The organism is Pseudomonas sp. UBA6753 (assembly GCF_002453565.1).
In the GTDB taxonomy this organism is placed as follows: Bacteria; Pseudomonadota; Gammaproteobacteria; order Pseudomonadales; family Pseudomonadaceae; genus Aquipseudomonas; species Aquipseudomonas putida_Z.
This window is the reverse complement of the sequence record NZ_DKHD01000059.1, coordinates 1-23,566: the sequence shown is the minus strand read 5'-3', so window position 1 is coordinate 23,566 and position 23,566 is coordinate 1. Positions and strand designations below refer to the sequence as shown.

Below are 23,566 nucleotides of genomic sequence, written 5' to 3'. Positions count from 1 at the left end.
TTCCTGCAAATCCTTCTCTATCGTTTTCCGCGTATTTCTCTCGACCAGCGCCCTGCGGCGGCCAGCCCAAACCCTGCTATCATCGGCGCCACTTTTTCGTTCACGCCTGCAATGAGTGAATCCATGAGCACCGACAAGACCAATCAGTCCTGGGGCGGCCGCTTCAGTGAGCCCGTCGACGCCTTCGTCGCCCGTTTCACCGCCTCGGTCGATTTCGACAAGCGCCTGTACCGCCACGACATCATGGGTTCGATCGCCCATGCCACCATGCTGGCGCAGGTCGGCGTGCTCAGCGATGCCGAGCGCGACACCATCATCGATGGCCTGAAGACCATCCAGGGCGAGATCGAGGCTGGCACTTTCGACTGGCGTGTCGACCTCGAAGACGTACACATGAACATCGAGGCACGCCTGACCGACCGTATCGGCATCACCGGCAAGAAGCTGCACACCGGCCGTAGCCGCAACGACCAGGTGGCCACCGACATTCGCCTTTGGCTGCGCGACGAAATCGACCTGATCCTGGCCGAAATCACCCGCCTGCAGCAGGGCCTGCTGGAGCAGGCCGAGCGTGAAGCCGAGACCATCATGCCCGGCTTCACTCACCTGCAGACGGCCCAACCGGTCACCTTCGGCCACCACCTGCTGGCCTGGTTCGAAATGCTCAGCCGCGACTACGAGCGCCTGGTCGACTGCCGCAAGCGTGCCAACCGCATGCCCCTGGGCAGCGCCGCGCTGGCAGGCACCACCTACCCGATCGACCGTGAACTCACCTGCAAGCTGCTGGGCTTCGAAGCCGTGGCCGGCAACTCGCTGGACGGCGTGTCGGACCGCGACTTCGCCATCGAATTCTGCGCCGCCGCCAGCGTGGCGATGATGCACCTGTCGCGCTTCTCCGAAGAGCTGGTGCTGTGGACCAGCGCGCAGTTCCAGTTCATCGACCTGCCAGACCGCTTCTGCACCGGCAGCTCGATCATGCCGCAGAAAAAGAACCCGGACGTGCCGGAACTGGTACGTGGCAAGAGCGGCCGTGTGTTCGGCGCCCTGACCGGCCTGCTGACCCTGATGAAAGGCCAGCCGCTGGCCTACAACAAGGACAACCAGGAAGACAAGGAACCGCTGTTCGACGCCGCCGACACCCTGCGCGACTCGCTGCGTGCCTTTGCCGACATGATCCCGGCAATCAAGCCCAAGCACGCCATCATGCGTGAAGCGGCCCTGCGCGGTTTCTCCACCGCCACCGACCTGGCCGACTACCTGGTACGCCGTGGCCTGCCGTTCCGTGACTGCCACGAGATCGTGGGTCACGCGGTGAAGTATGGCGTGGACACCGGCAAGGACCTGGCCGAAATGAGCCTGGACGAACTGCGCCAGTTCAGCGACCAGATCGAGCAGGACGTGTTTGCCGTGCTGACCCTGGAAGGCTCGGTGAATGCCCGTAACCACATTGGTGGTACCGCACCGGCGCAGGTGCGTGCGGCCGTCGCCCGCGGCAAGGCGCTGCTGGCTTCGCGTTAAGGCCCATTGCGAGGGCTTCGCCCTCGTTCGCGGGCACGCCCGCTCCCACAGGTACATCGTTTCCCTGTGGGAGCGGGCGTGCCCGCGAAGGGTCCAACACCAGACTCAACGCTTGCCGCTGCGAATCATCTCCATGAAGGCCGGCATCGCCGCCTCCTTGTCCGCCACGATCCGCGCCATGTGCGGGTTGTCGCCCATCAGCTGCAGCAACGCCTTGGCCTGCGGGAAGTCCGCCAGGAAGTCGATGTTCAGCACCTTCTTGCCCACCGCGCAGGCCAGGTCGACCGAGAAGCAGAACATCAGGTCTGCCAGGGTCAGTTGCTCACCCGCCACATAGGGTGCGAAGCGGCCGTTACGCTTGAGCGTGGCAAAACCGGCCAGCAGGTCGGCACGGGCTTTTTCCTTTATCAGCGGCTCGACCTGCATACCAAAGAAAGACTCGGCATAGCAGGTACGCGCCGGCAGTTCGATGTACAGCTCGATTTCCTTGAGCAGCTCACGCACCTTGGCCTGCCCGAACGGGTCGGCCGGCAGCAGCGCCTTGCCGCCCTGGGTCTGCTCGATATAGTCGAGGATCACGCTGGTTTCGCTGAGGAAGCCATGTTCGGTCTGCAGCACCGGAACCTTGCCTCGCGGGCTCACTTCCAGCGCCTGTGGCGCCTGGCCGCCATAGAAGGTGACTTCCTCGAAGGGCAGGCCTTTTTCCAGCAGGGCCAGCTTGACCATGTTGTAGTAGTTGCTGACCGAGAATCCATGAAGCTTGAGCATGAGGTAACAGCCTCCAGGCCGTAAGGGGTTGGCCCGGCTTTTATAGACCGTACGCCCGCTCCTGACCAGCGTCATGCGCCCCGTCAATGCCCGGGCATTGCCGCCACAAGCGTGGCACACTGTGCATCCCACCCTAGGAGTACCGCCATGAGCGAGCCCACCGACATCGACAATGACGACGACGAAGCCTTCGCCGAGGCAACGCTGACCCAGGCCATCGAGAACCAGATCGAAAGTGGCGACCCGGCGGCGGCGAAAGCCACATTCAACAAACTGACCCTGGTCGGTTACGAGCGCGAAGACATTCTCAACCTGATGGCCCATGTACTGGCCTTCGAAATTGACAACATGCTGGTGGAAGACCGCGAGTTCGACCGCGAGTGGTACGAGAATGCCCTGCGCGCGCTGCCGGAACTGCCGCCTGAGATGGATCAAGGCGAGGACGAATAACCCGGCTACACTCGAAGGTCAGGCACCGTAGAACGGTGCCGTCATCCTTGTCTGGAAGTCAGGAGTCGCCATGCCTTTTACCCCCGATCTGATCGCTGAACTGGAAGTCCTTTCGCTGTTCAAGCACGACAGCAGCCAGGAAGGCATCAAGATTCACAAGAACGCTTCCCCCGCCCTGGTAGCCGCCGCGCAACGCCTGCATGAAAAGGGGCTGACCGATCAACCTGATGGCGGCTACCTGACCAGCCTGGGTCATGACGCTGTCGAAAGTGTCCAGTTGCTGCAGAACATTCTCAAGGCGCCACAGCCGGCCTGAACTGATAATGCCAGGGGCTGCCTTGCAGCCCATCGCCAGCAAGCCGGCTCCCACAGGTACTGCAAATGGCTTGAAGCCGATGCGGTCGGGGTGGGAGCTGGCTTGCCGGCGATGGGCCGCAGCGCGGCCCCAATCAGTTGGCCGCTGCCCTGCGCCTTTCCGCCAGGCGCGAGCGCCCGTACAGGAACACGATGGCCAGCAAGGCCAGCGCCTGCGCCGAAAGCGAGTAGGCGTCAGCGTGAATCCCCAGCCAGTCGAACTCGAAGAACGCCACCGGCCGTGTTCCAAGTACCCCGGCCTCTTGCAACGCCTTCACGCCATGCCCGGCGAACACAACCGACAAGGCACATAGCAGCGCGGCGTTGATGCTGAAGAACAGCGACAGCGGCAGCTTGGCCGAGCCACGCAGGATCACCCAGGCCAACCCCACCAGCAGCACCAGCGCCGTGGCACCACCCGCCAGCACCGCCTGGTGCCCGGCTGGGCCGGCCTGCAGCCACAGGGTTTCGTAGAACAGGATCACTTCGAACAGTTCGCGGTAAACCGAGAAGAACGCCAGCACGGCAAAACCGAAACGTCCGCCACCACTGACCAGGCTGCTCTTGATGTAGTCCTGCCAGGCGGCGGCATGGCGGCGGTCGTGCATCCACACGCCAAGCCACAGCACCATCACCGCGGCGAAAAGCGCCGTGCAGCCTTCCAGCAGTTCGCGCTGGGCGCCACCGACGTCGATCACGTAGGCTGCCAGCGCCCAGGTGGCGAAACCAACCACCAGCGCCAGGCCCCAGCCGATGTTGACGCTGCGCACCGCCGACTGCTGGCCGGTATTGCGCAGGAAGGCCAGGATCGCCGCCAGCACCAGAATCGCCTCCAGGCCTTCGCGCAGCAGGATCAGCAAGCCGGATACAAAGCTCAGCGACCAGCTCAGGCCATCGCTGCCCAGCAGCTTGGAAGCCTGCTCGAGCTTGGCCTTGGCTTCGCTCAGGCGTTGCTCGGCCTGGGCCACGGGCAAGCCGTCCTGCAGCGACTGACGGTACGCCATCAGCGATTTTTCGGTGTCCTTGCGCGCCTGGGTGTCGATGTTGTCCAGCGAGCTTTCCACCAGCTCGAAGCCTTCCAGGTAGGCCGCCACTGACAGGTCATAGGCCTGGTCGTGATCACCTGCGCGGTAGGCCGCCAGGCTCTTGTCCAGAGTGCTGGCGGTGTATTCGAGCAATTGCGCCGGGCCACGCTTGACCTGCGGCGGCTGGGCGCGCTGGGCGCGGAACGCCTCCACGGCCGTGGCACCTTCGCTGGCGGCGACTTCGGCCGGGGTCTGGCGGGCCAGGTCGGCGATGTTCCAGGTCTTGTCGCCTTTGCCGGCTTCTGGCTTGGCGGTGAAGCTGGCGATGTAGGCAGCCACATCCCAACGCTGGCGGTCGTCCAGCTGGTCGGCAAACGAAGGCATCTCGGTGCCATCGATGCCCAGGGCCAGGGTGTTGTAGAGGTCGAACAGGCTCAACTGGTCGAGGCGCGAAACATCGCGCAGGTTGGCGGGTGCAGGCTCCAGGCCCACGCCGGCCGGGCCGTCGCCGGCGCCAGTTTCGCCGTGGCAGATCGAGCAGTTTTGCGCATACAGCGAAGCGCCGCGGGCCGGGTCCGGAGTAATTACCGGAGCCTGGCTGACCTCGTAGGCCACCGCCAGGCGCGCACCCAGCTGGCGGGCCTGCCTGGCAACAGCCGGGCCGTCCTGGCGCTGGTCAATGGCCTGGCGCAGCGCCTGGACGCCCTGCTCCAGGGCTGCTTGTTCTGCATGCGCAGGCAGGCCTTTGACCAAGTCGGCCAATACCGCGCTGAACTCCTGCTGCTCGCGGTATTCACCATCGTCGATCACCTTGCCGTCTTGCACGGTGGGCGGGTAGTCGGCGCCAATGTAGTCCAGCAGGTGCAGGGCCTTGGTGGCCTCGGCGGGGGCTTCGGCCAGCGCCAGGGTGCTGCACAGCGCCAGCACCGGGCCGAGCAATATAACCGGCAGCCAGGCAAGCAGACGGGAACGGGTTTTCATGGCCAGTCTCGAAGGGAATGCGAAAGAGAACATTGTTCACTCCCACTTTGCTTCGCTCAAGGGTGCCGGGCGGATTTCATGAAAAATCTTGGTACAAATCAGATGAAGAGGGGGGATGCGCTGAACCTGTGGGAGATTCTGTCTTGTGTTGCCTGTTCTGGCCTCATCGCTGGCAAGCCAGACTCCCACAGGTATTGCACATGGCTTGAGGGAGATGCGGTCGAGGTGTGAGCAACTGCCTTTAGAAATTTATTTTCAAGCATTTGGTTTCAGGCTCGGAAATGTCTTACGACGCCTCAGCTCGGTGCGGGTTGAAAACGGCAAGGCCTGGCCCTCATGGTCCAACCACCGATTCAGGCGAGCTTTTCCTTCACCGTGAAATCCACTTCCAGATCGGCATTGGCCAGCAGATATACCAAGACATCCAGGGAAAACTTGTCAATCTTCCCATTCAACAGCTCACTCAAGCGCGGTTGCGTGACATGTAGCCGACGCGCCGCATCCTTCTGAGGTAGATCCCAGGCACGCACCGTCTTGACCAAAATCCGCATCAGCTGCGAGCGCAGCCGAAGGTTGTCTGCCTCCTCTGGCGTATCAGCCAGCGCGTCCCATACAGATGCCGAGCGTTCATTCGCCATGGTTGATCACCTCTCAGTCCAGCGACCTGAATCGGGCTTTCGCCACCCAGCGGAAATATTTGATTTCAGATGTGGAAGACCATTCAGGCTAAAAGATGAGGCCGCACAGCGGCCCCAAGCGCTTGAAGGCTATTGAAGAACCTTGCTCATTCCTCGCTCCATATCATCAATCAGCGCCTTGGCCATCTCACTGAGTATCCGCGCAGCACTACCAGCAATACGGTCGTTTTCCATTTCCGCTTCGGTGGTCAGGTGGCGAATACAGCCCAGCAGCACAGATAGCTGCGAGAAAGCATGGCTGAACGGCACATTTGGCTGCAGGCGGAACAAGTCGAAGGTTTCCACACCTGCGGTTGCAGAGTCTCTTGGATCATCGCTCATCGGGTCGCTCCTTGATCGTGGCGGGTTGCATGGGTGCGGTCGCACACGGCATTGATCAGACGGCAGAGCAATCGAATATTCATGCCCATGGCATTTCGCATGTCGCCGGGAGGGTTGTCGAGCAGGACTGTGGTGGTGTGGTCGATGGTCAGGGTGATGGCGCTGATCAGCTCTTCGCAGTCTTTGGGGGTGAGTGGATCGATTAGTGAGAGTGCGGGAGGGTCGAGCAGAAGCAGATCGGTAACTGGTGGATCGGGGACGAGCTTGTTCATGGCGGAACTCCGTATGGGGGATTGAACTGCTCTCCTCCTTGTCTCACGAAGTTGGGTGGCAGTCGTGCACGGTGTGAGACACGGGACATACGGTAACCCCGGCCAGGCCGAAGCCTGTCCGCACACGACCGCCATAAAGCGGTGCTACCGAATGAAATCCGGGTGTCTCACGCCCGATCGCCTTGCGAGGCGACCCCACGACAGTATTCCGGGAACACTTTCCAGCCAAGACAGCACCTTCCGACAGGTGCTGTAGGATAATTCGACAGAGCATCCAAACTGAAGCATTTGGATTCAGGTTCGGAAATGTCTTACAGCTCTAGGGCCTAGGCGAGGGCTTTGCCCTCGATCGCCGGCAAGCCAGCTACCACAGGTGGACTACAGGGCTCGAAAACAGCGCAGTACATGTGGGAGCGGGCGTGCCCGCGAAGAATTCAACGCGGTGGCTGGCACCGGCTGCGCCGGTGTTCGCGGGCACGCCCGCTCCCACAGGGTCCCCGCTAAATCAGTAAGTTATGTGCAGCTCTATGGGAGCTGGCTTGCCGGCGATTGGGTCCTCAAGGCTTGCCGGTATCCTTCCACCCCCCACCCAACGCCAGGAACACGCCAATCTGCCCCTGAGCCACCTGGCTATTGGCCGCCGCCAGTTGCGCGCGCATGTCGGTATAGGTCCGCGTCGCCTGCAAGTCGGCCAGGAACGACTCACGCCCGGCCTGGTAACGGCGATGCGTCTGGTCCGCCGCTTCCTTGGCCGACTTCTCCGCCTCGGCCAGCGCGTCACGCCGGTCCAGCAGGGCGCTGTACTGCGCCAGGCGGGTCTGGGTCTCGCGAATGGCGTTCAGCACTACCCCATCAAAATTCGCCAGGGCGGCCTGGGTCGAGGCTTCGGCCATGCGAATGCGGGCGCGGGTGCCGTTGGTAGGGATGGTCCAGCTGATCTGCGGGCCGAAGCCCCAGCGGTTGGTCGCCGGCTCGCCAAGGTTCTCGAGGATACCAATGGTGCCAACCTGGGCGCCGATGCTGATGTCCGGGTACAGGGCGCCGGTGGCCACGCCGATGTAGGCAGTGGCAGCGGCCAGCTGCCGTTCGGCCTGGCGCACGTCTGGACGGCGCTTGAGCAACGCCGCGCCATCGCCCACCGGGACCAGCTGGCTCAGGTGCGGCAGCTCGGCACAATCGGCAGTGCCGGCAGGCAGCTGATCGACCGGTTTGGCCAACAAAGCGGCCAGTGTGTACATGCCAGTCTCGCGCTCCGCCTTGAAGCGTGGCAGCTCGGCGCGCAAGGATTTGAACTGGGTCTGCGAGCGGGTGACCTGGGTTTCGTCGCCACGCCCGGCATCACGCAGGCGCTGGTTAAGCTTCACGCTCTGCTCCTGCAGGTCGAGCGACTCGCGGGCAATGTGGTATTCCTCGTTGGCCGAGCACACCTGGGTGTAGGCCTTGACCACATCCGCCACCAGGGTGATGCGGGCGGTATCGGCGGCGGCCTGCACTGCGTCGGCATTGGCCTTGGCCGCCTCGGTGCCACGCTTGAAAGTACCCCACAGGTCGAACTGGTACGAGGCACTGATGATGGCTTCGCCGATGTTGGCCACCGGCACTTTCTCTGGCAGCAGGAAGGCCTCGCCCGACTCCTGCAGGCGCTGGGCGCCAAGTTTGACGCCGCCGTTGAAGCCACCTTGCGACTCAGCCACTTCCACCTGGGCACGCGCCTTGGCAATGTTGGCGGCAGCCACGCGCAGGTCGGTGTTGGCACTCAGGGCCTGGCGCACCAGCTCGTTCAGCCGTTGATCCTGATACAGCTGCCACCAGTCCTCAGGCACCGGTGCCGATACCACGCTGTCGGCATCCTGGCGCAGCGGGCCGTTGAGGTCGCTGCGTTGCACCGCTGCGTCCTTCGGCACCTCATAGTCGGGGCCGACCATCATGCAGGCCCCCAACGACAGGCACAGCCCCGCCAGGATCAGCTGTTTCATGGGCGCTGGCCCTCGATGATCGACACCGTGGCGGTTCGCCCGGCAATCATGCGGAAGTCTTGCGGCACTTCATCAAAGGCGATGCGCACCGGAATACGCTGGGCCAGGCGCACCCAGCTGAATGCCGGGTTGACGTTGGGCAACAGGTTGGCACCACTGCTGCGGTCGCGGTCTTCGATGCCGGCGGCAAAGCTTTGCACATGGCCACGCAGGCGGGTGTTGTCGCCCATGACGCGAATGTCCACGGCATCGCCGATGTGGATACCGCCAAGCTTGGTTTCCTCGAAGTAGCCATCGACGTGGTACGAGGCGCTGTCGACCACCGACAGCACCGGGCGGCCGGCGGTGACGAATTCGTGGTTACGCGGTGCTCGGTCGTTCAGGTAACCGTCCACCGGGCTGCGCACCACCGAGCGGTCGAGGTTGAGCTGGGCGGTATCGACGGCCACCTGCGCTTCGCTGACGGCGGAACGGGCACGGGCCTCGCGGGACTGGCTTTCTTCCAGCTGCTCGGCGGCCACCAGGTTGCCCAGCTTGCGGTTGCGCTGCGCTTCGCGGGAGGCCTGGGCCAGGGTTTCCTGGCGCTCACCCAGGGTCGCCTTGGCCTGGCGCAGGGCCAGGGTGAAGCGGTCCTGGTCGATGGTGAACAGCACATCGCCGCGCTTGACGGTCTGGTTGTCACGCACCTCGACCTTCTGGATCAGCCCGGACACGTCCGGGGCGATCTGGATCACGTCGGCGCGGATGTGGCCGTCGCGGGTCCAGGGGGCGAACATGTAGTACACCACCATCTGCCACACGAGCACGGCGGCGAAGGTCACTACCAGCAAGGTCAGGACCACACGGCCCAGGGTCAGCAAAGGTTTTTTCATGGCAGCATCAGGTTTCGGCAAAAGTGGTCCACCGCACCAAGCAGCACGGCATACAGAGCAACGTTGAACAACGCCCGGTGCCAGACCAGGCGGTAGAAATGCAGGCGCACCAGCACCGCGTGCACCCCGAGGAACAGCAGGTAGGTGCCAAACATCATCACCAGCAGCGTGGGCAGGAATACCCCGCTGATATCCAGTTCACCAATCACAGGGGCGCTCCGTCGAGGCCGGGGGGCAGTTGCGGTTGTTCGGCTGGCTCGAGCATCACCTCCACGCCCGGCAGCAGCGCCAGGCGCAGGCCGCTCAGCGCGTGCAGCAGGTGGGTACGGGCATCGCCGCGCTCGTACAGCTCATCCAGGTTCAGCGCCAGGCGCGCGCGCTCCATGTTGCGCAGCAGCGCGGCCGGGGCGTGCAGGCGCTCGCCGGCGCGCAGGCAGGCGGCGTAGTGCGCGCCGACTTCCTCGACTACCGTGTTCAGGCGCTCACGAGCCTGCTGCCCGGCACGCGGCATGTAGGCCAGCAGGTCGAGCAGGTTCAACCCCACGCGCAGGTCGCGCAGTGCCACGCCGCTGTCCTGCCCGGTTTGCGACAAGCGCGGCAGGTGCTGCATCAGGCGGTCGAGCATCTGCACACCGACCTGGCGGTGCTCGGCCAGGGTGGCCGGCTCGGTCATTTCGACGATGTCGCGCCAGGCGAAGCGGGTCATGCGCTTGGCTGCCAGTTCCACGCCGAACGGGCGCATCACCAAGGTCCAGATGAAGGCGAACAGCAGCCCCACGGGGCCGGCCAGGTTGGAATTGAGGAAGGTGAAGAAGTCAGCATCGTAGGCGCCCTGGATGCTGATAAAGGTCGAGGTGTTGACGATGGTCAGCAAGGTACCCAGGTAGAAGCGCGGCTGCACGGTCAGGGTGCCAACGCAGATGAATGGCACGGCGAAGGCCAGCACCAGCATTGGGAAGTCGTGCAGGTTGGGCAGCACCAGGAACAGGTACAGGCTGGAGAAGATGACCGACATCAGCGTCCAGAAGAAGAACCTGTAGATCTGCGGCGCCGGGTCGTCCATGGCGGCGAAGAAGCTGCACGACACGGCAGCGAGGATCACTGCGCTGGCGCCGTCGTTCCAGCCCAGGCCAATCCACAGGCCGCAGGCGACAACGATCGCCAGCACGGTTGAGGCCACCGAATACAGCATCAGGCCACGGTCGAAGAACGCCGTCAGGCGGCCCAGGCGCCAGTGGCGGTACACCGCGCGCCAGGGTTTGGAATCGTCGCTGCGCAGGGCATGTTGCAGGCTGCAGCAGTCCTGCCACAGGTCGGCCCATTCGGTCAGGCGATACAGGGCGTTGGACAGCAGCAGTTCGGCGCGCTGGTCGAGGGCAGCGGCGCCGGGCTGCAGGCGCTCGATCTGTTCGTGCAGAGCGGTCCAGCGAGCGACGGAGGCGCTGTCGACGGTGCCCTTGAGCCATTCGCGGGCGGCATCGAGCAACGGTTGCAACTGGGCGAACTGTGCCGGGGCGCGGCCTTCGAGGGCGACCAGGGCGTCGTCGAGGGCATCGATCACGGGCAGCAGGTGGATCATGCGCCCGCGCAACTCGCGGGCATTCTTCAGGGTATGCGGACCAGCGCCTTCATGGCCGAGCTGGCCGATCATCAGCTCCAGCGAGTTGAAGGTGGCGACCATCGCCCCGCGCATGCCGCCAACCTGGTCTGCACTGGCCTGGCGGGCCAGGTAGGTGTCGCTGTAGCGGATCGCTTCGGTGAACCAGCTACCAGTGGCACCGACTACAACTGGCGCCAGCCGCCGTGGCCAGAAGATCGCCCCGACCACCGCCGCACAGACGATCCCCAGGCAGATTTCCTGGGCGCGGGAAGACGCCACGTCGAACACAGCAAGCGGGTTGTCGACCACCGCCAGGGCAATCATCGGCAAGGTGTAGCCGGCCAGCATCAGCACATAGTTGTTGGCGGTGCGCAGGTTCAGCGAAAGGAACAGCAAGGTGCCGGTCCACAGGGCGATGGCGATGCTCAGCAGCAACGGCGACTGCACCAGCGGTGGTACCAGGAAAATCGCCCCGCCGGCACCGAGCAGCGTGCCCACGGCACGGTACAGGGCCTTGGAGCTGGTGGGGCCAAGGAACGGGCTGGAGACGATGTACACCGTGGCCATGGCCCAATAGGGGCGCGGCAACTGCATGAGCAGGGCGATGTACAGGGCGATCATGGAGGCGGCAAAGGTACGCACGCCATAGAACCAGTCGCGGGCCGGGGGCACCGAGCTGAAAAAACCGTTCATGCTGCCCCGCCTGTGTTGCCCAGGCCGGCGGCTTCGAAGGCACGCAGCACGCGCAACGCGGCTTCCAGGTCGGCCTGGTCGATGCCATGCAGCACCTCGCGGCGCAGGCGCACCAGCTCGGCTTCGATGGACTCGGCCAGGGTGCGGCCTTCGGCGGTCAGGCTCAGGGCCTTGGCGCGGCGGTCCAACGGGTCTTCGCTGCGACATACCAGGCCAGCCTTGCACAGCTGGTCGAGCAGGCGCACCAGCGAGGGGCTTTCCAGGCCGGCGGCCTGGGCCACAGCCACCTGATGTACGCCGTCACCCAGGCGCACGATCATCAGCAAAGGCGCGGCGCAGGCCTCGGAAATGCCGTAACCGGTCAGGGCGGTATGGCAGATGCGCCGCCAATGGCGGGCGGCAACCACCATGCCACTGCTGACTTGCAGGCGCAGGAGATCAAGGGACATGACAGGAACCAAGGATATTCATAGTTTGCTAACTATCAATATACGCCTGTGCCTCCCCCTGTCGTCAACCGGGGGTGACGGATAGCCTGGGTGAAATGTTGTTCATGCTTTTGTCTTACTGGCCCTTTCGCGGGGCTGTGCAATTCATGTGGGAGCGGGCGAGCCCGCGAAAGGGCCCGGACAAGCAGCAGCAAATTCAGGGCTGAATCTGGTCTTCCAGTTTCATGGTCAAGGCCAATGTACTGCCCATCTGCACCGCCCGGTCACGCCACTCCTGGTAGCGGCCCTCGTCACGGCTGCTGAAGTGCACCGCCAGCTCTTCGGCCGCCTGTACCACCCCCGCAGCTGCCGCCAGCTCCAGCCAGTACAGCGCGGCCTTGAGATCAGCCTCCACGTACAGCCCGTGCATCAGCCGGTAGCCCACCTCGAAACGGCAGCGTGCCTCGCCCTGCTCGGCCCCGCGCAGGAACCACTGGTAGGCCTGCACCAGGTCGACCTGCCACTGCAGACCGCCATCACACACCTCTTCCTCGTACAGGTCACCCAGCGCGGCAGCGGCATGCAGCATGCCCCGCTCGAAAGCCTGCCGGTAGCACTCCGCCGCCTGCATGTAAGAGGGCTCGATGCCTTTGCCGAAGTAATGTTGCTGCCCAAGGTTGAACCATGCCGCGGCATTGCCTTGCAGGGCCGCCATGCGCAACAGGTGGCCGGCCAACACGGTGTCAGCACGCCAGTATTTGCCGTTGAGCCAGATCCAGCCAAGGTCGTTGAGCGCCGCCACGCTGCCTTGCAAGGCCTGGCGGCGCAGGTCGACGTACACCGCCTGCAAGTCGCTGGCTTCGTCCAGGCGGCTGACCAGCAGCGAGCGCTGGCTGGGCAACCCTATCCCGGCAAACAGTCGCTGTCGCCTCCCGACAGCGGCCGGTGGGGCAATGACCCGCTCGGGCAAAAGGCGGGCAAGCAACGAATGGATATTGCTGGCAGCAGACATGTTCATCCTCATTGAACGACACACAACCCCAACCTTCGGCTGTGATGAGGCGTGATTCTGCGTGACGTAACGTCAAAACCTGTCGCGAACGATTCGGCGCCAGGCAACCAAATGCGACTTCCTTGATCTGAGCAGGCTGTGGCCAATTGCCATGACCCACGCCTGCCGCCATCCTATTGCGGCAAGCCTAGACAAGGACGTTATCTTTTGCCGTTCGCCACAACTCGCGCCACCCTCAGCCGACAGTGGGCGCTGCTGCGCCAGTTGCCCAGCCGTTCACCAGGCATTACCAGCGCCGAATTGGTCTGGCGCCTGCGTGATGTGGGCTTCACTGTCAGCAAACGCACTGTCGAGCGTGATCTCAACGAGCTGTCGCTGATATTTCCGCTGGAGCGCAATGACAAGAGCATCCCGTTTGGCTGGCATTGGTCGGCGAGCGCAGTGGGCGACTTGCGCGGCAATTTCGACTTGTTGACGCACTTGCGCGGTGATGCGCTGCAACCGGCTCGGGGCGAGGGGGTGGAGTTGGTGGCGCGGATCAGCGATACGCTGGCGCGGCAGTTGCGGGTTGCGCCGTTGAGTAGCGACATGCAACTGACGGCGTTGGAGCACGGGCATCGGTTGCAGGCCACGGTGAGTGACGGCTGGCCACTGCGCTGGTGGCTGTTGAGCCATGGCGATGGGGTGGTGGTGGAGCAGCCGGGCGGCTTGCGGGAGGAGATTGGCAAGATCCTGAGCAATGCGGCGGCGCAGTACCAGAATTTTTAGCCTGTGCTGGCCTCTTCGCGGGCTTGCCCGCTCCCACAGGTACTCTACAGATTCTGAAGTGTGTGGTTTTCCTGTGGGAGCGGGCAAGCCCGCGAAGAGGCCGGCACAGGCATACCAGTTAGCGCTGCATGCCCCAGCGCCGCACCGTCAGCCGCTCCAGGGTATTGAACACCAGCCCTTCCACCAGCAAGCCGATCAGGATCACCACCGCCAAACCGGCAAACACCTTGTCGGTGTACAGCTCGTTGCGGTTCTGGAAGATGTACCAGCCCAACCCGCCTTTGCCACTGCTGGCCCCGAACACCAGCTCGGCAGCGATCAGTGTGCGCCAGGCGAATGCCCAGCCGATCTTCAGCCCCGAGAGGATCGACGGCAACGCCGCCGGCACCAGGATATGCAGCACCAGCCGCAGCCCTTTCAGGCCGTAATTGCGCCCGGCCATGCGCAGGGTTTCCGACACGCCGAGAAAGCCCGCATAGGTGTTCAGCGCCAGCGCCCATAACACCGAGTGCACCAGCACGAAGATCAGGCTGTTGTCGCCCAGCCCGAACCACAGCAAAGCCAGCGGCAACAGGGCAATCGCCGGCAACGGGTTGAACATCGAGGTCAGGGTGCCCAGCAGATCGCGCCCAAGCTGGGTCGACACCGCCAAGCTGGTGAGGCCGAAGGCCAGGATGATCCCCAGCAGGTAACCCTTGAGCAGAATCACCAGCGACACGCCAACCTTGGCCGGCAACTCACCGCTGACCAGGCCGTCCCACAGCGCCGTTGCCGTCTGCAGGAAGGTTGGTAGCAGCAGATCGTTGCCCTGGTAGCGGGCAATGGCCTCCCACAGCACGGCGATCACCAGCAGGATGACCGCCTTGCGCAACCAGCCGTGCTGCCACAGGCGCTGAGCCAACGGCAGGTTGCGCTCCACAGGCACACTGAGCAAAGGCTCCAGCTGCACCTCGTATTCCTGGCGTACAGGTGTAGTGGTCATGGCTGAAGCTCCTGTCAGTAGGCGATTCGGATATCGTTGAAGCCAAGATCGTCGGGCTGTTCGGGAGCATCCGCCTCATCGAACAGCAAACGATGTATGCGCCGGGCACTGGCCTGGAAGTCGCTACCACCCAGGCTGCCCAAGTCGTACTGGTGGCTGTGCACTTCGGCGCGCACCCGCCCCGGGTGGGGGGACAACAGCAGGATGCGGTTGCCGACCACCAGAGCCTCTTCGATGGAGTGGGTAACGAACAGCAGGGTAAAACGCACCTCCTCCCACAGCAGCAGCAGTTCTTCCTGCATCTTGCGCCGGGTCAGCGCATCAAGTGCCGCGAACGGTTCGTCCATCAGCAGGATCTTCGGCTGCGTGGCCAAGGCCCGGGCAATCGCCACGCGCGCTTTCATACCGCCCGACAGGGTGTGTGGGTAGGCATCGGCGAAGGCGGCCAGGCCGACTTTTTCCAGGTAGTGCAGCGCCCGCTCCTCGGCCTCGGCGCGTTTCAGCTGGCCCGACACCAGCAGAGGGAACATGACGTTCTGTTTCACCGTCTTCCATGGCGGCAGCTGGTCGAACTCCTGGAACACCACGATGCGGTCGGGGCCTGGGCCGCTGACTGGCTGACCTTGCAGCAGAATCTGCCCTTCCTGGGGCGAGATGAACCCGGCCACGGCCTTGAGCAAGGTGGACTTGCCGCAGCCGGAGGGACCGAGCAGCACGAAGCGGTCGGCACGGTCGACTTCGAAGCTGACCTGGTGGGTGGCCCGCACCACGCGTTGCGCGGTGCGGTATTCGAGGCTGAGGTTATCCACCTTGAGCAAAGGCGGCGTTGCGACACGGCTCAGGTTGCTGGCCGTGTGGCCTGGCAATGGGGCGGTCATGATCGGTCAGCTCCCCTGCAGCGGGCGTTCATCCTGGAAGAAGTAGTCCTTCCACGATTCCGGCTTGTGCTTGATGGCGCCTACCCGATAGAGGAAGTCGGCCAGCTTGTAGGTGTTCTTTGGCGTGACGGTGAATTCGTACTGCGGGTTGTCGATCAGCTTGATCAACGTGTCGCGGTCGATCTTGGCCTTGGTCACGCGGATGTAGGTGTCGGCGGCGGCCGCCTTGTCCTTCTGGGCGAAGTCCGCGGCTTCGGCCAGCGCATCGACGAAGGCCTTGTAGGTCTTGGGGTTGTCCTTGCGGAATTTTTCGGTGGCGAACAGCAAGGTCGGCGAGTTGGGGCCGAGCAGGTCGTAGCTGTTGAGCACCACGTGCACGTTCTTGTTGGCCAGCACCTGGTCCTGGAACGGCGGGTTGGAGAAGTGCCCGTTGAGTTCGGTGCCGCCGGCCAGCAGCGCGGCAGTGGCATCCGGGTGCGGCACGGCCAGGGTGTACTTGTCGAGGCGGTTGTATTCCTTGTCGCCCCATTGCTGGGCGGCGGCGTATTGCAGGAAGCGCGACTGCACCGAAACGCCTACCGCCGGCACGGCGATGCGGTCCTTGTCGGAGAGGTCGGCAATGGTCTTCACGTTGGGGTTGCTGCTGACCAGGTAGTACGGGAAGTTGCCCAGCGAGGCCACGGCCTTGACGTTCTGTCGGCCCTTGGTACGGTCCCACACGGTCAACAGTGGGCCGACGCCGGCACCGGCGATGTCCACCGAACCGGACAGCAGTGCGTCGTTGATGGCCGACCCACCCGACAGCTGGGCCCAATCGACTTCGATGTCGATGCCCTGCTCCTTGCCATGTTTTTCGATCAGATGCTGGTCACGCACTACGTTCAGCAGCAGGTAGACAATGCCGAACTGTTCGGCGATGCGAATCTTGCCTTCTGCTTGCGCCGCGGCGGGGGCCGCCAGGCTGCCTACGACCAGGCTTGCGCCCAGGCCGATGCTTGCCGCCAGGCGGCTGATGGATTTACGCATGATGGGTTTCCTCAGTCGTCAGAACGGGGCATCGCCCTGGATGGTGGTGCGGTAAAGCTTGCGCCGCAGGTGTGCGGGGCAGCCGGTTGCCAGGTGGATCAGCGAGCGGTTGTCCCAGAACACCAGGTCGTGGGGCTGCCACTGGTGGCGGTAGATGTTCTGCTCCAGCACGCTCAGGGCATACAGCTGTTGCAGCACGTCGCGGCTTTCGTCGCTTGGCAGGCCGACGATGCGGGTGGTGAAACCTTCGCTGACGAACAGCGCCTTGCGGCCGTTTTCCGGGTGGGTACGGACCACCGGGTGGATGACTTCCTGTACCTGCGCCAGTTGCTCGGCGGTCAGGGTCGGGCGCCAGTTGCCTTCGAATTTGGTCTCGGCGTAACGGGCGGTGTAGGAGTGCGCAGCATCACGGCCCTCGATGACCTTGCGCAGGGCAGCGGGTACGGCGTCCCAGGCCTTGTGCATGTCGGCGAACAAGGTATCGCCGCCCTCGTCGGGCAGTTCCTGGGCATGCAGCATGGAGCCGAGGCTGGGCAGTTCCTTGTACGACAGGTCCGAGTGCCAGAACTTGCCGGCATCACCCAGGCCGATGTTCTGGCCGTTTTCGACGATGTTGGAAACGATCAGGATCTCGGGGTGGCCGGCGAGCAGGAACTGCTTGAGCACATGGATCTGCAACGGACCAAAACGGCGGCTGAAGGCGATCTGCTGGTCAGGGCTGATGCGTTGGTCGCGGAACACCAGCACATGGTGATCGAGGTGGGCGCGATGGATACGGGCGAAATCCTCGGCATTGACCGGTTTGGCCAAGTCCAGGCCGATGATCTCGGCGCCCACGGCACCGGAGAACGGACGGATTTCGAAGCGTTGCGGCTGGGCGCTGTCGATGATCGACAAGGCGTTCGAGGCGGCTGACATTTTTCACTCCCACGCAGTGCGCGACTTCAATGGCGCGCAACGATCAGAAACGCACGGGGATTTCCCGTGTGGGTTCAAGTCGTGCGGCGCATCGATTGGTCGACGGGTACGCAGTGGAAGTGACTATAAAGTCATAAAAGATTTATTTTAAATACCGTTAAAGAATAACCATAGCACTGCTGTCAGGGGCGCTACGCAATCAGATCAAGCCGCCCTGCTCTTCCTCATCGATGAGGTTGTTCAGGCTGCTGAGCGCCTTGCGCGCTGTAGAACGGTTGAGCAGCTTGGCCTGCGCACCGGGGGGCAGGTCGGTGATCTTGAACACACCCTTGGCGGTCAGCACATCGATCAGGTCCTCGAGCACGCGGATCATGTCGAGGTCGCTTTGCTTGAGCTGGTTGAGGCTGTTTTCCACCACGTCATGGGCAAACCATTCCTGGATATCGGCATGGTCGGCGGGGAGCATTTCGGTGAACTCGTCAAAAGCGGCTGCTTCTACCCGCAGCAACTGGCCAGCGGCATCGCGTTGCACGTAGAACATGGCGGTGTCCCTCGTCACATTGGTTCCTTGGTGGTAGACAGCAGCATAGGCAAAGATCACCAGGCACGCCGGCCCGGCGCCAGAGTATGCGCTGTCATGTAGTTGCGGGAAAGGCCCAGGCACGCGCCCTGTAGGAGCGGCCTTGTGTCGCGATAGGGCCGCAAAGCGGCCCCACGGTTTCGGCAACAATGCCGGAGACCTGGGGGCTGCTCTGCAGCCCATCGCGACACAAGGCCGCTCCTACAGGGACAGCGCCAGCCTGAAGCCGGTGATGGCGATGGGCTGCAGGGCAGCCCATTGGCGCATCAGCTGTCCTTGTTGTGGACGATGATGGTCGGGTCAGCACCGCTGATCAACGAGTTGATCGTGGTGTTGGACCAGTTCACCCCTTCGAGCTTGATGGTCACGTCGGCGTTGGCGATACCACCAGCGGCATTGAGCTTGCCTTCGCTGCTGACCTGCAGCGTCGTCGTGCCTTCCACCGTGGTGAGCTTCAGGTAGTTGTCGATGGTGCTGCCCTTCTCGCCCTGGAGCAGGTCCTTCAGGTCGATGCGGTCGCCTTCGGCCACCTTGAAATCCTTGATCACGTCTTTGCCGGTATCGCCAGCCTTCCATACGAAGGTGTCGGCACCGCTGCCACCAGTCATGGTGTCATCGCCCTTGCCGCCAAGCAGGATGTCATTGCCTTCACCACCGAGCAAAGTGTCCTTGCCCAGGCCACCGATCAGGATGTCATTGCCCTTGCCACCGTCGAGGGTGTCGTCGCCGCCCTGGCCGAACAGGAGGTCATTGCCCGCGCCACCATTGAGTATGTCGTTGCCATCGTTGCTGCGCGAGACATCGAATTCGCTGACATGCTCGACGATGTACTTGTGCAGCACGCGACCGTCGACATCACCCAGGGCCACACCCAGCTGGCCTGCGACATATCCCTGTATGGCTTCGACACCGTTGCCGGCGACCGAACCAAAGCTCACCAGGTCACCGAAGATGATGTCGTTGCCATCACCACCGTTGACGGTGTCATTGCCCGGCACGGTGGCTTCGGTGTGGCCGAGGATCGCTTCCGCCAGTTTGCTCGGGTCGATATTGGTCTGCGGCTTGCTATCGGTGTCGTAAGGCTTCAGGTCGTTGACGTTGACCGCGCTGTTGAGGCCAATGGCCTCCACGCCAGACAGCTTGGACAACAACAGGAAGCTCTGCTGGGAATTGAGGTCCGCATAGTAGTCGGTCCAGCGGTCGGAAGTGGCGTAGGAAAACTCATAAGTACCATCTCCCTGAGCATGCAACTGTCCGCTTGCATAACTGTCGGTCTTCCAGTTGTTGCCGCTTCCGGTTTTGTACTCGGCGGTCATGTTGCCAGCGGCGTCGATGCTGAATCGGTTGTTGTTCCCCACGAGCTTGTTAGTGACCACATCACCCAATTTGTAGTTGATCGACTTCAGCACTGCATCCAGCGTGTAGCTTGAGTTCATGAGCGTGGGGTCATACTCGCCGGTCTGGTACACGTTCGGCTGGCCGTCGGTGATGAAGAACGTCTGGCGGCTGCCGGTGTTGCCCGCGTCCATCAATTGCTTGAACCAGTTGGCGGTGGTCTTGAAGGCATCCTCGTAGTTGGTCGAGCCGCTGGAATAGAGCGTATTGAGCGCAGTGTAGAGCGTGCTCAACGCGTTCTTGTCGCCCAGGTTGACCGAAACCGTACTGTTCACCTGGGTGGAGAAGTCCACCAGCAGGATGTTCACTGTGCCGGACTGCGCGCCCTTGACGCTGTTGGCCAGCGTATCGAACACCGACTTCAGCGAGTTGCGCGCGGCATCGACCGCGCTGCCCATGCTGCCTGAGGTATCGACGATGAACGCAATGTTGTAGTCCTGACCCGGCGTCACATGCAGGCCACTGATGTCGGCAACGATGATGTCGCTGGTGGCGGTACCGGTGAAACTGTCGCTGTCGGTGGTCAGGTTGCTGGCGGTGTAGGTGTCCGGATAGACAGTTACCTTGATCGTGCCTTCGGTGGAGGCTTTGCTGCCGCCCACGCTCTCGGTGGCGGTCGAGGTGACCTTCACATCGAAACTGCCCTGGTAGTACGCCGGCGGTTTGATGCTCAGGCCGTTGAGGCTCCAGCCGGTGACGTCAACCGAAGTGGCGCCGACGGTTACGGTATGACCGGCGCCATCGCTGACCACCGAACCTGCCGGAATGCCGTCCAGCTTGACGCTCAGGCTCTCGGAGCCGTCGGTGTCGGTCAGGTTGGTGGAGATGCCAACCAGCTTGACGGTGCCGTTCTCCGGCCCTTCGTTGAGCTTGTAGCCATCGTAGTAGCCCTGGCCGTCACTGCCATGGAAATCGGACACGGAAAGCCCGGCGTTACCCATCGCCGCAACGTTCGGGTACATCGGGATGGCCGAGCTGCTCAGGTCGGTCACCGGGCCGTTGCCGACCTTGACGTTGATATCCAGGCTGCCCGGGCCGGACTGGTTGGCGTGGTAGATCTCCAGGGTGTAGTAGCCGCTGACAGGCGGCGAGAAGCTACCGGAGATCGTACCGCCCGCCCCCCAGGTGGCGCCGACCACGCTGGTTTTGCCGATGTAGACCTGCAGGCTGTCATCGGCGGTGCCGCTGAAGGTGTAGGTCTGGCCGGCTTCCAGGTAGATCAGGCCGGAGGTCTTGGAGCCAGTGCCGGCGGCAACGCTGCCACCCGAATCGGCGCTGGTAACCTGCTCGGTCTTGCTGGCACTGCCAGAGTTGGCGAACACGTTCTTCAGCGCAGTACCGCTGATGCCGTTGCCGTTGGTGCCCAGGCCCGTGAGGCTGTTCCAGGTTTCCTTGGTCAGGCCAAGCGAATCGGGGGTGTTGCTGCCGATGTTCAGGCCAGGCTTGTCGGCTACAGGTGCAATATCGACCTTCAGCGTGGCCTCGCCACCAGCAGCGGTACCGTCGGTAGGCTTGTACTTGATCTGGGCATAGTCGGCCTGCTTGTTGCCGACGCCCGTTCCGCCATATCCGTCGATACCCGACTCGTTGGGTTTCGGCACGAACCGCAGGTTGCCGGCAGCGATGTCGGCCTGGCTGACGGTCTGGTTCTGGGCGACGTTGACCCAGGCGGTGCCGTTGAAGAGCTGCAGGGAACCCGCTGGCAGCTGGGTGAAGGTCACACCCAGACTCGACAGGGCGCTGTCGACGTCGGAAATGTTGAAGTCGTTCCAGGTCAGCACCAGCGGCGTGTCTTCGACGCCAGTGACGGCGCCGCCGGTGGCAACCGGTGCGTCGTTGACTGCGATCACATTCACCGTGGTCGTGGCGGTGTTCGAGGTATTAACGCCGTCGGTCACCGTCACGGTAATGATGCGAGGCGTGGTGCTCGGGTTCTCGCTGCTGTTGATGAAGGTGATGTTCTTGATCGCCTGGATATAGTCGGCCAGCGATGCAGCGCCGCTCAGGGTCAGCACTACCTTGCCGTCGGTGCTGTTGGCGTTGATCGAGATGCCGTTGACACTGTTGCCCAGGTTCAGCGCGTCACCCGGCTGGCGGTTGGTCAGGGTGACCGTCGCGCCAGTCAGCTTCGAGCTGTCGAAGTCGGTGATGGTGACGTCCACATCGCCGATCGACACACCACTACCTGGCTGGTTCTCGGTGAAGGTGGTCTGGTAGTCGGCACCGGTCTTGCCGCTGGAGTCGTTGCCATCCAGGTCCAGAACCGGGGCTGGCTCGAAGATCTGGGTGGTCACGCTGCCGGCGCTGGAGCTGATGTCGAGCTTCTCGAAGTTGCCGCCAGTGGCCGAATCGATCTTGACGGTGAAATGCTCGGTGCCCTCGGTGAAGTTGTCCTTGAGGGTCGGGATGGTGAACGTTGCCTGCGTGCTGTTGGCCTTGATCACCACGGTGGCAACGCCGGTGTAGTCCGTGCCATCGGCCGCGGTGCCGGTGTAGGTCAGTTTGACGGTGACGTCGCTCTCGGCCTTGTTGGTCAGGTTCAGGACGTAGGTGGCATCGCCACCTTCGGCGACCGCGGAGGTGCCGCTGATGCTGAGGGTGGTGGTCTGGATGGTATCCGTTACCGCAGTGACCGCCGCCGTATCGCTGACATTCAGTTTCTCGAAGTTGCCACCGCTGGTTTCGGTGATCTTCGCCGAAACGTTGCCTGCATCGATATAGACGTCATCGGTAGGCGCCGGAACGGTAACGCTACCGGAGAGCTTGCCCGCTTCGATGCTAATGACGGCACCGTTGCTGAGCTTGATGGTCATGTCGGTCCCGGCCTTGTTGGTCAAGGTGGCGGTGTAGGTGATCTGGCCACCTTCCTGAACGGTAGGAGTGGCAGTCAGGGTCAGACCGGTGTTATCGAGGGTGTCGGTGACTTTGGTCACAGCTGCAGAGTTGCTGATGTTCAGCTTCTCGAAGTCGCCACCGGTGGTGCCGGTGACAGTCACGCTCAGGTCTTCGGCATCGAGGTACACGTCATCGCTTGGGGCATTGATGGTGATCGACGCTTCTTTCGAACCGGCGGCGATGGTGATCGTCTCACCGTTGCTCAGCTTGATCACCAGGTCGGTACCGGCCTTGTTGGTCAAGGTAGCGGTGTAGGTGATCTTGCCACCTTCGGCCACAGTGTCCGTCGCGGTCAGGGTGAGCGTGGTGATGTCCGGAGTGGCCGGGTTGTCGGTGACAGTGGTCACTGGCTCGCCAACGGCCACGGTCTTCTCGTAGTTACCACCCGAGATATTGGTGATCTTGTTGGTCAGGTCCAGGTTGGTGTTGTGGACGTTGTTCGGTGCAGTGAACGGTACCGAAGCCGACGACTCGCCCACCGGGATGGTGATGGTCTGGCCGTTGGCCAACTTCACCACCAAGTCCGAGCCGGTGACCTTGTGGTTAACCGACGCGGTGTAGGTCACCACGCCGCCCTCGACCACACTTTGCGTGGCGGTCAGGGTCACGGTGGTGGTGTCGATGGTATCGGTCACCTTGGTCACGGCCGCAGTGCTGCTGACGTCGAGTTTCTCGAAGTCGCCACCGGTGGTACCGGTGACGATCACGCTCAGGTCTTCGGCATCGAGGTACACGTCGTCGCTTGGGGCATCGATGGTGATCGAGGCTTCCTTCGAGCCGGCCGCGATGGTGATGGTTTCACCGTTGCTCAGTTTGATCACCAGGTCAGTGCCGGCCTTGTTGGTCAGGGTAGCGGTATAGGTGATCGCCCCGCCTTCAGCCACGGTATCCGTCGCGGTCAGGGTGAGCGTAGTGATGTCCGGAGTGGCCGGGTTGTCAGTGATAGTCGTCACTGGCTCGCCAACCGCCACGGTCTTCTCGTAATTGCCGCCCGAGATGTCGGTGATCTTGTTGGTCAGGTCCAGGTTGGTGTTGTGGACGTTGTTCGGCGCGGTGAACGGTACCGAAGCCGACGACTCACCCACCGGAATGGTGATGGTCTGGCCGTTGGCCAACTTCACCACCAAGTCCGAGCCGGTGACCTTGTGGTTGACCG

Annotated in this window: 21 protein-coding genes; 4 read left to right on the top strand and 17 right to left on the bottom strand. The window is 62.9% G+C overall.

Going from position 1 to position 23,566, the window contains the following annotated elements:
* The first annotated feature begins 123 nt into the window (after nt 1-123).
* Entirely contained in the window at nt 124-1,518 is a 1,395-nt protein-coding gene (gene argH / locus B2790_RS22755) for an argininosuccinate lyase (protein ID WP_025337274.1), read from the top strand.
* A 105-nt stretch (nt 1,519-1,623) separates the two neighbouring features.
* Here the strand turns inward: argH and B2790_RS22750 are convergent, their stop codons facing one another.
* A complete protein-coding gene (locus tag B2790_RS22750; protein WP_025337273.1) occupies nt 1,624-2,286 on the bottom strand; it encodes a glutathione S-transferase in 663 nt (220 codons plus the stop codon).
* Nucleotides 2,287-2,433: 147 nt separating this feature from the next.
* On the opposite strand from B2790_RS22750, the gene B2790_RS22745 reads away from it, so the two are divergent.
* Nucleotides 2,434-2,736 (top strand): hypothetical protein, encoded by a 303-nt coding sequence (locus B2790_RS22745; protein ID WP_085591763.1) that lies wholly within the window; start codon nt 2,434-2,436, stop codon nt 2,734-2,736.
* 70 nt (nt 2,737-2,806) lie between these two features.
* Nucleotides 2,807-3,052, top strand: coding sequence for a TIGR02647 family protein (locus tag B2790_RS22740; RefSeq protein ID WP_015268535.1), 246 nt, complete (start codon nt 2,807-2,809; stop codon nt 3,050-3,052).
* A gap of 133 nt (nt 3,053-3,185) precedes the next feature.
* Here the strand turns inward: B2790_RS22740 and B2790_RS22735 are convergent, their stop codons facing one another.
* The 10 genes from B2790_RS22735 to B2790_RS22690 form a co-directional block, all read right to left on the bottom strand.
* Entirely contained in the window at nt 3,186-5,129 is a 1,944-nt protein-coding gene (locus B2790_RS22735; protein WP_286919828.1) for an FTR1 family protein, read from the bottom strand.
* 320 nt (nt 5,130-5,449) lie between these two features.
* A complete protein-coding gene (locus B2790_RS22730; protein WP_286919827.1) occupies nt 5,450-5,734 on the bottom strand; it encodes a helix-turn-helix domain-containing protein in 285 nt (94 codons plus the stop codon).
* Between the two features lie 129 nt (nt 5,735-5,863).
* Nucleotides 5,864-6,115: a DUF3077 domain-containing protein gene (locus tag B2790_RS22725; protein ID WP_286919825.1), complete on the bottom strand. Its 252-nt coding sequence runs from the start codon at nt 6,113-6,115 to the stop codon at nt 5,864-5,866.
* Entirely contained in the window at nt 6,112-6,387 is a 276-nt protein-coding gene (locus tag B2790_RS22720; RefSeq protein ID WP_023662452.1) for a hypothetical protein, read from the bottom strand. Before B2790_RS22720 ends, B2790_RS22725 begins: the two co-directional genes overlap by 4 nt.
* Nucleotides 6,388-6,944: 557 nt before the next feature.
* Nucleotides 6,945-8,363 (bottom strand): efflux transporter outer membrane subunit, encoded by a 1,419-nt coding sequence (locus B2790_RS22715; protein WP_286919824.1) that lies wholly within the window; start codon nt 8,361-8,363, stop codon nt 6,945-6,947.
* Nucleotides 8,360-9,235: an HlyD family secretion protein gene (locus B2790_RS22710; protein ID WP_010951565.1), complete on the bottom strand. Its 876-nt coding sequence runs from the start codon at nt 9,233-9,235 to the stop codon at nt 8,360-8,362. Before B2790_RS22710 ends, B2790_RS22715 begins: the two co-directional genes overlap by 4 nt.
* On the bottom strand, nt 9,232-9,444 hold the full coding sequence (locus B2790_RS22705) for a DUF1656 domain-containing protein (RefSeq protein ID WP_003255905.1): 213 nt from the start codon (nt 9,442-9,444) through the stop codon (nt 9,232-9,234). Before B2790_RS22705 ends, B2790_RS22710 begins: the two co-directional genes overlap by 4 nt.
* Nucleotides 9,441-11,528 carry an FUSC family protein gene (locus tag B2790_RS22700; RefSeq protein ID WP_025337267.1) on the bottom strand — a complete coding sequence of 696 codons (2,088 nt, stop codon included), beginning with the start codon at nt 11,526-11,528 and terminating at the stop codon, nt 9,441-9,443. The genes B2790_RS22705 and B2790_RS22700 overlap by 4 nt, the downstream gene beginning before the upstream one ends.
* Entirely contained in the window at nt 11,525-11,977 is a 453-nt protein-coding gene (locus B2790_RS22695; protein ID WP_025337266.1) for a MarR family winged helix-turn-helix transcriptional regulator, read from the bottom strand. Before B2790_RS22695 ends, B2790_RS22700 begins: the two co-directional genes overlap by 4 nt.
* Before the next feature lie 196 nt (nt 11,978-12,173).
* Nucleotides 12,174-12,968: a tetratricopeptide repeat protein gene (locus B2790_RS22690; RefSeq protein ID WP_025337265.1), complete on the bottom strand. Its 795-nt coding sequence runs from the start codon at nt 12,966-12,968 to the stop codon at nt 12,174-12,176.
* Nucleotides 12,969-13,175: 207 nt separating this feature from the next.
* Between B2790_RS22690 and B2790_RS22685 the strand changes: the two genes are divergently transcribed.
* Nucleotides 13,176-13,736: a WYL domain-containing protein gene (locus B2790_RS22685; RefSeq protein WP_025337264.1), complete on the top strand. Its 561-nt coding sequence runs from the start codon at nt 13,176-13,178 to the stop codon at nt 13,734-13,736.
* Nucleotides 13,737-13,854: 118 nt separating this feature from the next.
* Here the strand turns inward: B2790_RS22685 and B2790_RS22680 are convergent, their stop codons facing one another.
* The 6 genes from B2790_RS22680 to B2790_RS22655 all read right to left on the bottom strand — a co-directional run.
* Nucleotides 13,855-14,718 (bottom strand): ABC transporter permease, encoded by an 864-nt coding sequence (locus tag B2790_RS22680; protein WP_047934522.1) that lies wholly within the window; start codon nt 14,716-14,718, stop codon nt 13,855-13,857.
* 14 nt (nt 14,719-14,732) lie between these two features.
* Nucleotides 14,733-15,596, bottom strand: coding sequence for an ABC transporter ATP-binding protein (locus tag B2790_RS22675; RefSeq protein WP_085591750.1), 864 nt, complete (start codon nt 15,594-15,596; stop codon nt 14,733-14,735).
* 6 nt (nt 15,597-15,602) lie between these two features.
* Entirely contained in the window at nt 15,603-16,622 is a 1,020-nt protein-coding gene (locus B2790_RS22670) for an ABC transporter substrate-binding protein (protein ID WP_025337262.1), read from the bottom strand.
* Nucleotides 16,623-16,640: 18 nt separating this feature from the next.
* Nucleotides 16,641-17,540, bottom strand: coding sequence for a TauD/TfdA dioxygenase family protein (locus tag B2790_RS22665; protein ID WP_085691932.1), 900 nt, complete (start codon nt 17,538-17,540; stop codon nt 16,641-16,643).
* Nucleotides 17,541-17,739: 199 nt separating this feature from the next.
* Nucleotides 17,740-18,081 (bottom strand): hypothetical protein, encoded by a 342-nt coding sequence (locus B2790_RS22660; RefSeq protein ID WP_025337260.1) that lies wholly within the window; start codon nt 18,079-18,081, stop codon nt 17,740-17,742.
* 305 nt (nt 18,082-18,386) lie between these two features.
* Nucleotides 18,387-23,566 (bottom strand): immunoglobulin-like domain-containing protein (locus B2790_RS22655; RefSeq protein WP_286919823.1); only part of this gene is annotated, 5,180 nt, incomplete at its 5' end.